We start from the raw sequence: 8,913 nt of genomic DNA on the forward strand, positions 1-8,913 counted from the left end.
TTTAATCCCCCTTTTTAAAGTTAACTTAAGGATATTATAACATATATATAACAATTAACGAATGTATGTTCTTTTGTTTTAATTATGATTTTAAATAAAAACAATCTTTCCAAATTATTAATAGTCTAATTTGTTTTTAGAAAAACCAATGATAAATATATTTAATTAAATCCACAGAAGTAGGATTTGCTGGTCCTACACCTGTATTAACCATATCGTTTTGTGCAATATTAAAAGTCAACTCCAGTAACATGAAGATAATTGCTATCGTCACTATTCTAAATAGTGATAGTTTTTTCATTATATTACCTCCTTTCAAGTTTGAAATATAAGTTTATCGCGTCAAAATCCATTTAGGATGTATTTTGTCCAAAAGATGTAATTCCCTACTTTTTGTACTAACCCATGATAAATATGTTTAATGAAAGCCGCAGCAGAAAAGTTTTCTGGTCCTGCACCTGTATTAATCATTTCGCTTTGTGCAATATCAAAAGTTAACACCAGTAACAAAAAGATAATCACTGTTGTTACTATTTTATATAGTGGTATTTTTTTCATTGTATCCCTCTTTTTCAGTTAAAAATATAAGTTTATTTCTCTACAAATCATTTAGAATGTATTTTGTCCAAAAAATGTAATTCCCTACTTTTTGTAACAACTTCCGCTGCTCCTTATTGCAAAATACTTGTTGTTTACTTAGTTATAGGTATGAAGGTACCCTTGAAAACAATAAAAAAAGAGGCTCTATTGAGCCCCTTCACATGTTTTATTAGTCTAACAATGTAAAATCTAATTGCATAATCAATCTTTTGAGAGATGCTTTGAAATCTTTTTTGTTCTCCGACGCACCCTTTAAAAACTTATAAATATTACTTAATAATTCAATACAATCCTTATCATAAGAAAGTCTTACAGGAGCTTTCTCATATTTCTCTTTGTCGCTCAAATCGTATATTTGGTCGAAAATATCTAGTCCAACACTAGGAGTATCAATTAACTTTTTGTTTTGCAATATATTTAATTCTTTTAAGAATATCTCCTCTTCCAATTTTGAATGCTTTAATACCTCATAATAATCGAAATAAATTCCATCATCATCCACTTTGGTTGAGTGTTTCATAATTTTATAAATGAGTTTTCTTGTGTTTCTGTCTAATTCACTTAATGTTTCAGCAAATTCATTTACAAAGATTGTATCTTCGTCATAATATTCTTCATTGGAGAAGACATTTAAAAAACTTGCATAATTATCCCCTGTTTTTAGAACGACGTCTGTATACTCACTTTCATATAGGATGAAATCAGGAACGTTCCTCTTTAAATATTGTAAAATCTCTTCTTTTTCGTCTATTTCTCTTTCATCGATTTCTTTTCCTATTTCTTCTATACCAACAACATCTAATTTAAAGTGGTAGTCTTTAAAAGGATGAAATTTTTTCTTGTATCCTATTATTAAAACAACTAATTCATCGTACGTATTATCAAACTTGTGATTTATGAATTTTTCAATTGAGTCTTTAATTTTTTCTCGTTTGTTTTCAGAAGTAATTTGATAACAAACTCTAGATTGTTTATCGCCTAAATCAATGCCAGGTGTATTTTGTGATTCATGATTCAAGTTTTTCAAACTATAACCATAAATTAAATTTAATAATCCACAAAATAAGTTCTCTGCATCTTTGTTCGCATCGTTATAACCCTGTTTGTTTTCTATTCTTACATTGCATTCAATCCAATTTAATGCCCTGTTTATTTCTTTTATAAGTTTTCCTTCACGACTCATACTTATCATCCATCCTTTTTTATTATTTTTATAAATTCTTCACTTTCAATAATAAGCTATCTCAAAGAAAACATATTAACATCCTCCTTTTTATTTTTCTAATTATATCACATAAATTTAATATTTAGATTAATATATTATCGAAAACATTTTTTTCTAATATGTGAAAGCATATTGATGAAATGAATTACAAATAATATCATTTATATCCAATAGCTGAAGAGAAAATTTCAGTTTTTTTCCAAAAATAAAAAATTCTTGCTAAAATTAATATAGATTTGACTTTAAAATAAATTGCGATTGAAGGAAAAGGAGTGCTTTTAAATGATAAAGTTTTTTAACGGGGTACCAATTATGATAAACAACACAATCACAAAAAATAGTGAGGAAGAAAAGTATTATATCAGTTACAACCCTTCTCACCGAGATTATGGAATAGATACAACGGCTTTAGTTATAACAATAGGAGATAATGAAAGACAGGTATTTTATATACTAAAGGGTAATCATAAAGAACAATATGAAAACTGTAAAAACTTAAAAGATTGTGTTGCTTACTTTGTAAGTAATGAGGAGCATGCACATAAAATTAGTGATAAATTTGAGCATCAACATTTAATTTGACTGTTCGAAACGAAAAGACAATAAGATAACAAAAACCACAAAGGGCTAAGTTCCTTGTGGTTTTTCTTCATTTTATTAGCTAAATCTTGTTTTAATTACGTTGTGAATTAGTGTTTTGCACCTCTGAAAAGACCCTGATATATTTTCAACGATTTTTTATTTTTCTGATTTTACTTTAGACTATTTATGGAAATTCATGATAAGATTTTTAAAATAACATAAGGAGATGGGTAATGATGCAATTAACCATTGATGAAATTTTGAATTTGAAAGTTATTGAGGAGTATGATTATTACATGCCCTTTGATGAATTTGAAATTTTTGAACCATTAAACGGAATTAATGTTTCTAAAATCGAGATGGAAACAAATACGAACTTAAAAGAGAAATCATATGTGTTAGATTTATGTAATGATGGACGAACTAGACAACTAAATGTTATTTTCTATCAAAATCAACCCTTTGTCGTTTATCAATATACAGGTAAAGGTAATGTAGTAAACGAAGCAATCATAAACGAGGATGTTTATAAAGAATTTATTCACGATTATATTTCTGAGTTTTTATCCAAAAAAGAAGTCAAAGTATTTTCTAGAAAAGATATATACGAAATCAGAAATTGCGAAAAAGGTTACTATTTGATTGGTAATAACACATTAGTCTCTAAGATTGCAGCTGCTAGATAAATCATAAATTCATAGTGACTAAAAACAAATAATCTAAAGGAGAGAAATGAATGTTTAATGTTGCGCAAAAATCAGAGTGGGTTCACAACATCATGAAGAATAAAAAGAAGTTTACGAAAAAAGGAATGGAATCTAATCCTTACATTGGGAAACTAGTTAAGATAGATTGGTATATTGAGAACGATGAAGGAATAATGGGCGGTGTAAACTCAATAGAAGCCATTCCAGAAGAACATAAAAATTGGTTCTATGAACAAGGAGCATATATTGTTACTGATGTTATGAATTGGGGATTATCTTCTGTCGTAACATTGGACCATCGTATTCAAGTCAGCGTTTTTCGTGTATATGATATAAAAACGAATAAGTATCTTCAAGTTTTCGAAGGGATTAATGATGTAACTAACGGTGAATACATCCCCTGCCCTATTTGTAACGAAAAGATTGGATATTGTTCTTGTGGTGAGTTTGGAAGAATATAAAAAACAATGAAATTAAATACTTAAAAAGCAGAGAAATATTTCCCTCTGCTTTTTCTAATATAAATTGAATGTCAGTAAATAAAAATAAAAACTAATTTGTTTGTTGTTTTTGCATTTCCATATAATACTCAAAATGATAAAACAGTCGCTCATAAAACTTAGGTGTATCTTCTTTATAGATATTTTTACTTAAAGCTGCAACGAAGTTTTCATTGGAATTTCCGAAGGAATTCATATCTTGTCCTAAAGATAATTTCAAATAAGACATTGTTTCATGCATAAAATGAACATAATTTTCTTTTGTTAACAATTTAAATAATCTAGAAGGCTCTATGCAAATAATTTCGTTTAAATCATAAAGCCATGAGCTTCCCTTATTATCCATTTTCAATTCTTTAAGATGTTCTGTAATCGGACAACATTGTAAAACGTGATATGATGAGAAATCGATATCTTTTTCATCTATTACATATACCGAATCTAATTTATAGTGCAGCGACAAAGAAGAGAAAACGCTTCTATTTAAATATGAAAATCGTTTTGCACATGAATGTATAAATTCGAAAAATTCATCACCGTCTACTTCAACAAAGTTTAACTTCCCTGCTCTTTCAGAAGAATATGCTTCTTCAAACATTCGATGGATTAACTTATTCATAGCAGTCATATAGTGTTCTTCTAAAAATTTATAGTCATCTTCGGATACAATAATTGGTTCGTCACCATTTTCAAGTAAGTATTTCAACTTATTTTCTTCAAAATCATCCTCAAACATAAAACCTTTGTGAAAGAAAGAGCTTCTATACTTTCGTACCGCTTGTTTAATAGCAAATAAAGAAGCTTCTATTACTTCTTCTTTTGTAGATGGTTCCATTGCACATAATTGTTGAGATGAAAAAGAAAGTAATGATTCTAACACTTTTCTTCCTGTACCACGAACACTGTACATTTTGTAATGCATATGTTCAGTTGTATCATTGTGTATAGGAAAAGGACTTACAGTTCTTAAGTGAGAATTCAATGGTTTTTGAATCGATATCGAAGCTTCTCTCAAACTTGAAATCGTTGACTTCCGTGGTCTATACGGTTTTGGTGTATCAGGTTTTTCTATTGGTTTCTTTTCTGTTTGCATATAACCCATTCGTTGTTCTTGTAATTCTGTTTCATTTAAACCCCAAGGATTCCCGAATGCTCTTTTGAGTGTTGGGTCATCTGTGCCAAATATACCTTTCAAAACTGTTTTATCACCAAGAAATACTTTTAATTCTTTCACTTTGTTATCGATATTCATTTCCATCATCCTTTTTTGTTTTTCATTCTATTTTAGCGTAGTTTTCCATTATAAGAATAAAAAATAGTAATAAATTAGATTATTAGACAAATCGGCAACGCATTTATAAACACCAAAAAAGCCCTTAGATTTCTCCAAAGGCTGTCTGCGCATCTTTATTTTTGTTATTAATTATATCCCCAATTTGTTTTTTAATTCGCGGGCGAAAATCTTTGTTTTATCTCGTTGAAGGTTAATAATCTTATACTGGTCGCTTATATATTTGGTTTCATCCTTGTTAAACTTATCATTAAAAGTAACCAAAACATATTGAAGGTCCTCATTCTCACCCCATATCAAGTTATTAGCCCTATGGAAATCTTCATCAATTTTCACTGCATGAGCTGCTTTGACTGAAACCGCTCCTAATACCTGAAATTCTTCTTTGGTATTCCCTACTTGATTTGGATTAATAAGAGCAATGTCAATTTCGTTCTTCCCTGCTACATACTTATTTAGAAACTTTTGATTCGTAACAATGTCGTATTGCTTTGCGTTAATATAATAGGCATATAAATGATATACAAAACGATGCACAATGTATTCTGGTAGGCTTTTATAATTGGCATGTATTCCTGTTAATGCTTTAGAAGTATCTACAAAAGATTGATAGCACTCTCGTACTTCATCACAAGTGATAGTATCCAGGTTTTCTTTAATATAATCGTCCAGTTGTTTTAAGTAATTCACAGATATTTGCTGTAACATAGCTTTTTCCCCTTTTGTTGTTTTTAAGTAGCACGACCTTTGTATTAATTAAACATTGGTCTGTCATATTCCTCTACAATTTCTCAAAATATAAAAAGGTTATTAAATTCGTAATTAAATTATATTTCTCCCATAATGAAATTCAAAATATGTTACAATTCTTTCGAAATATGTTTGAAGATAAAGGAGAAAAAGTATGATAACGACAGCAATAAAAAATGTATACAATGATACAGCTTATGTTTTGGGAACGATAGTGGGTTCTGGAATAATGGCTATAATACTACATACAGATGAAATAAAATTTTTAGAAACAATAATCGCTAGTATGATGATTACAACTACGATTGAGTATTTTCGAATGAAAAATAGAAAAGAAAAATAAAAAGTATGCAAACCCAGAAATTCATAACCTATATCCATAATACATAAGGAAAAATTGAATGGGGTGAAACAAATGGCTAGCAAACCAAAATCGAAAACATATATTGTTCATCATAGAGGGCAAGCAAGTCATGGCGGTTATACTGTATTAGGGAGATATAAAATAGGTGCAAGAAATGAGAAAGAAGCAGAAAATTTCTTAAAAGAAGTAGTCGGTAAACACGCTAAAGTGAAAGTTTACTATGAAGACAAAAAAGAAATAGTATCTCATGGAATTGTAATTAGAGAATGTTAAGTGTAAATAATGAATCGGCAAGCTGTATTCATATAAGATGCCACTGCATATATAACTTCAAACACTGGCAAGTAAAGTATCACATAAAAAAGACCACGTATATATATAACGTGGTCTATCTTAATTTAATGTTTAATCTATTCATACTTTTTTTTGCTGAATATTATTTATCTGATTTGTAGTGATTCTTCCCCATTGAATTTAACTTCTTTCCAATCTAGCAGGTTACAAAAATAGTAATTATCATTAATTCCAACTATATCACTTATCGATAAGGAACGCATTTTATCACCATTCGGTCTATTTTCGTCATTAAATTTATTCCATATATGATTTAAAACCCACGTATCAGAATTTCCCGACAAGCTCTTATCTTCATATTCATACATAAGTTTATAATTATCCCTAAGAATTGTTACATTTGAGTTTGTATAAAATTCTATAAGTTTCGTAGCAAATTCCATATCTTTCAGTTGGTAAATCTTAATATCCATAAATAATCTCTCCATTTTCTATTTTTTATTTATCTTATCACACAAACTATGCGTTTGTTGAAATAAAGATAAGAGGCAGAATAGGTTTTTCTGCTTTTTCAACAACTTATTTTTAAAAGAATGTATAATATATGCAATAACAAAAACATGCACCAAAAGGAGAATATACAATGAATCAAACTATCCAAAAACAAATTATCAATGAAATTCAAAATTTCGATACAATTATTATTCATAGACATGCTAATCCAGACCCAGACGCATTAGGTTCTCAAGGTGGATTACAACATCTATTAAAAACTTCTTTTCCAGAAAAGAAGATTTATGTAGTTGGTGAAGAAGTCGAAGGTTTAACATTTTTAAACCGCATGGATAAAATTTCTGAAGAAATGTATCATGATGCTTTAGTAATTGTGTGTGACACGGCTAATACAAAACGTATTAGTGATAGTCGATACCAAAAGGGTAAAAAACTTATTAAAATTGACCATCACCCGAATCGTGAACCATATGGAGATTTAATTTGGGTAGATACAGAATTTAGTTCTGCTAGTGAAATGATTGCAGAATTAGCTCTACATAACCAAGATGTATTCAATATAAGTAAAGATGCTGCTCGTCTCTTATTTGCTGGTATTATTGGTGATACTGGACGTTTCTTATACAACAACACAACTCAACAAACGATGAAATATACCGGGGAATTATTATCATATGATTTTTCACCACAAGACATTTATAACGAGTTATATAAATCATCTCGTCAAGTGGCTCGTTTACAAGGAAGTGTGTTATTGAATCATGAAGTAACTAATCAGGGCGTAGCATATTTCAAGGTAACTGATGAAGTAATGAAAGAATTTGATGTGAACCAAGTGGAAGCAGCAAACTTAGTTAGTACATTATCAAATATTGAAGGTAATAAAGTATGGGTATTCTTTATCCAATATCCAGAAGAAATTCGTGTTCGTATTCGCTCAAAACAAATTGTAATAAACGAAGTCGCTTATCAATTTAATGGTGGCGGACATCCGTTGGCTTCTGGAGCTACAGTACAAAACTGGGAAGAAGCTTCGAAGCTAATTGAAGCTCTTAATACATTAATAGAAGAAAATGAATCAAAATAAAAAGTCCTCCTATGAGGGCTTTTTTCTAACTCATCACATTTATGAATGAAAAAGGACAAAACCATTAAGATTTTGTCCTTTGAATATGTCTATAATTTATACTTTTTATTAGCACCACTATCTCTTTATAGTGTTTTATTATCTGTTTAGACTCTGCATAAAACTAATTTTATCTCCGACTCTCTCAAAAAAGAAAACAAATGGAGATGATACTAACCCAATTAACAGATTAATTGGAAGCATCATTTTTAAATCGAACAGTTTCCCTCTTGTAATCAACATTAAGAATACAAATGGAACGTAGAACGGAGAAACAAGAATCAATGTAACCATTTGTGAAGTTTTTAGGAATTTCACATATTTCTTCCTAGATTTCTCTCCTCTATTAACAATCGTTTTCTCCCAAAAAGTTAATTTTTTAAGAGATGAATTGTGAAATTTCATGTCATTGTACTCATTAATGCTATTAGATAAATTAAATTCATCCAAAAGGTTACTCATCACACGAGATTCTTCTAAAGAGAGAGAAAATTTATCACTTAATGGCATTGCGGAGAAGTCATTTGGACTTTTAAAATATCCATCAACATTCCAATTTCTTAAATGCTTAGTAAAACAGAATTGTTCTCCTTTCCATTCTACCTTTGCTATATAATACCCTCTTCCGTGCACCATGTCATTGTCTTTGTCTTTAAATTCCACAAAACATGCTTTTAAATCAACAATCTGTACTTCCATTAGTAATTTTGAAACCTTTCTGACGTTAGGCTCTACATTGTTTAATCTTTCCTGGAAAAATCGGTTCCATCTTTCCTTTTCCTTAGTTAAAAAGTTAATTTCATCCTTCATAAATCGTTCTATTTTATTTTTTTTCATTGTTTTGTTATCCCCTTTTTAAGTTTTATAGATTATAAATTACATTTCTTTTTTTGGGGGATAATTTATCAGTTCTAGCGAGAATACCCCTTCCTCAAGCGCGCAACGGTAGGTGGGGGATGAA

At 29.5% G+C, this 8,913-nt stretch carries 13 protein-coding genes; 6 read left to right on the forward strand and 7 right to left on the reverse strand.

The features are described 5' to 3' along the window. Positions 1 to 136 precede the first annotated feature (136 nt). From PDL00_RS05745 to PDL00_RS05755, 3 genes are all read right to left on the reverse strand, one after another. Entirely contained in the window at positions 137 to 301 is a 165-nt protein-coding gene (locus PDL00_RS05745; protein ID WP_270727390.1) for a hypothetical protein, read from the reverse strand. A 41-nt stretch (positions 302 to 342) separates the two neighbouring features. Continuing rightward, the gene (locus tag PDL00_RS05750) at positions 343 to 558 is read right to left on the reverse strand and encodes a hypothetical protein (protein WP_270727392.1); all 216 of its coding nucleotides are present in this window, start codon (positions 556 to 558) and stop codon (positions 343 to 345) included. Between the two features lie 211 nt (positions 559 to 769). Then, positions 770 to 1,783 carry an SMEK domain-containing protein gene (locus tag PDL00_RS05755; RefSeq protein ID WP_270727394.1) on the reverse strand — a complete coding sequence of 338 codons (1,014 nt, stop codon included), beginning with the start codon at positions 1,781 to 1,783 and terminating at the stop codon, positions 770 to 772. Positions 1,784 to 2,107: 324 nt separating this feature from the next. On the opposite strand from PDL00_RS05755, the gene PDL00_RS05760 reads away from it, so the two are divergent. From PDL00_RS05760 to PDL00_RS05770, 3 genes are all read left to right on the forward strand, one after another. Continuing rightward, complete coding sequence (locus PDL00_RS05760; RefSeq protein WP_270727396.1) at positions 2,108 to 2,407, forward strand: hypothetical protein; 300 nt, start codon at positions 2,108 to 2,110, stop codon at positions 2,405 to 2,407. A gap of 233 nt (positions 2,408 to 2,640) precedes the next feature. Continuing rightward, the gene (locus PDL00_RS05765) at positions 2,641 to 3,093 is read left to right on the forward strand and encodes a hypothetical protein (RefSeq protein ID WP_270727398.1); all 453 of its coding nucleotides are present in this window, start codon (positions 2,641 to 2,643) and stop codon (positions 3,091 to 3,093) included. 50 nt (positions 3,094 to 3,143) lie between these two features. Next, the gene (locus PDL00_RS05770) at positions 3,144 to 3,575 is read left to right on the forward strand and encodes a hypothetical protein (RefSeq protein WP_270727400.1); all 432 of its coding nucleotides are present in this window, start codon (positions 3,144 to 3,146) and stop codon (positions 3,573 to 3,575) included. Between the two features lie 91 nt (positions 3,576 to 3,666). Here PDL00_RS05770 and PDL00_RS05775 read toward each other — a convergent pair whose 3' ends face one another. Continuing rightward, positions 3,667 to 4,866, reverse strand: a complete 1,200-nt coding sequence (locus PDL00_RS05775) for a hypothetical protein (RefSeq protein ID WP_270727402.1) — start codon at positions 4,864 to 4,866, stop codon at positions 3,667 to 3,669. A 171-nt stretch (positions 4,867 to 5,037) separates the two neighbouring features. Continuing rightward, complete coding sequence (locus tag PDL00_RS05780; RefSeq protein ID WP_270727404.1) at positions 5,038 to 5,613, reverse strand: hypothetical protein; 576 nt, start codon at positions 5,611 to 5,613, stop codon at positions 5,038 to 5,040. Positions 5,614 to 5,809: 196 nt separating this feature from the next. Between PDL00_RS05780 and PDL00_RS05785 the strand changes: the two genes are divergently transcribed. Next, positions 5,810 to 5,998, forward strand: a complete 189-nt coding sequence (locus PDL00_RS05785) for a hypothetical protein (RefSeq protein WP_270727408.1) — start codon at positions 5,810 to 5,812, stop codon at positions 5,996 to 5,998. Between the two features lie 72 nt (positions 5,999 to 6,070). Further along, complete coding sequence (locus PDL00_RS05790; protein WP_270727411.1) at positions 6,071 to 6,292, forward strand: hypothetical protein; 222 nt, start codon at positions 6,071 to 6,073, stop codon at positions 6,290 to 6,292. Positions 6,293 to 6,459: 167 nt separating this feature from the next. Here PDL00_RS05790 and PDL00_RS05795 read toward each other — a convergent pair whose 3' ends face one another. Further along, a complete protein-coding gene (locus PDL00_RS05795) occupies positions 6,460 to 6,786 on the reverse strand; it encodes a YodL domain-containing protein (protein WP_270727414.1) in 327 nt (108 codons plus the stop codon). Positions 6,787 to 6,968: 182 nt separating this feature from the next. Here PDL00_RS05795 and PDL00_RS05800 point away from each other — a divergent pair, with 182 nt between their 5' ends. Then, the gene (locus PDL00_RS05800) at positions 6,969 to 7,913 is read left to right on the forward strand and encodes a DHH family phosphoesterase (RefSeq protein WP_270727820.1); all 945 of its coding nucleotides are present in this window, start codon (positions 6,969 to 6,971) and stop codon (positions 7,911 to 7,913) included. Positions 7,914 to 8,051: 138 nt separating this feature from the next. Here the strand turns inward: PDL00_RS05800 and PDL00_RS05805 are convergent, their stop codons facing one another. After that, positions 8,052 to 8,789 carry a hypothetical protein gene (locus PDL00_RS05805; protein ID WP_270727417.1) on the reverse strand — a complete coding sequence of 246 codons (738 nt, stop codon included), beginning with the start codon at positions 8,787 to 8,789 and terminating at the stop codon, positions 8,052 to 8,054. Positions 8,790 to 8,913: the final 124 nt, after the last annotated feature.

This window comes from Bacillus cereus group sp. TH152-1LC (genome assembly GCF_027710505.1).
GTDB classification, from domain to species: Bacteria; Bacillota; Bacilli; order Bacillales; family Bacillaceae_G; genus Bacillus_A; species Bacillus_A mobilis.

What these genes read in the sequence shown, in the direction of transcription:
- PDL00_RS05750 (WP_270727392.1), bottom strand. Translation starts at nt 558, where the DNA reads ATGAAAAAAATACCACTATATAAAATAGTAACAACAGTGATTATCTTT.
- PDL00_RS05775 (WP_270727402.1), bottom strand. Translation starts at nt 4,866, where the DNA reads ATGAATATCGATAACAAAGTGAAAGAATTAAAAGTATTTCTTGGTGAT.
- PDL00_RS05765 (WP_270727398.1), top strand. Translation starts at nt 2,641, where the DNA reads ATGATGCAATTAACCATTGATGAAATTTTGAATTTGAAAGTTATTGAG.
- PDL00_RS05780 (WP_270727404.1), bottom strand. Translation starts at nt 5,613, where the DNA reads ATGTTACAGCAAATATCTGTGAATTACTTAAAACAACTGGACGATTAT.
- PDL00_RS05770 (WP_270727400.1), top strand. Translation starts at nt 3,144, where the DNA reads ATGTTTAATGTTGCGCAAAAATCAGAGTGGGTTCACAACATCATGAAG.
- PDL00_RS05755 (WP_270727394.1), bottom strand. Translation starts at nt 1,783, where the DNA reads ATGAGTCGTGAAGGAAAACTTATAAAAGAAATAAACAGGGCATTAAAT.
- PDL00_RS05785 (WP_270727408.1), top strand. Translation starts at nt 5,810, where the DNA reads ATGATAACGACAGCAATAAAAAATGTATACAATGATACAGCTTATGTT.
- PDL00_RS05760 (WP_270727396.1), top strand. Translation starts at nt 2,108, where the DNA reads ATGATAAAGTTTTTTAACGGGGTACCAATTATGATAAACAACACAATC.
- PDL00_RS05790 (WP_270727411.1), top strand. Translation starts at nt 6,071, where the DNA reads ATGGCTAGCAAACCAAAATCGAAAACATATATTGTTCATCATAGAGGG.
- PDL00_RS05795 (WP_270727414.1), bottom strand. Translation starts at nt 6,786, where the DNA reads ATGGATATTAAGATTTACCAACTGAAAGATATGGAATTTGCTACGAAA.
- PDL00_RS05745 (WP_270727390.1), bottom strand. Translation starts at nt 301, where the DNA reads ATGAAAAAACTATCACTATTTAGAATAGTGACGATAGCAATTATCTTC.
- PDL00_RS05805 (WP_270727417.1), bottom strand. Translation starts at nt 8,789, where the DNA reads ATGAAAAAAAATAAAATAGAACGATTTATGAAGGATGAAATTAACTTT.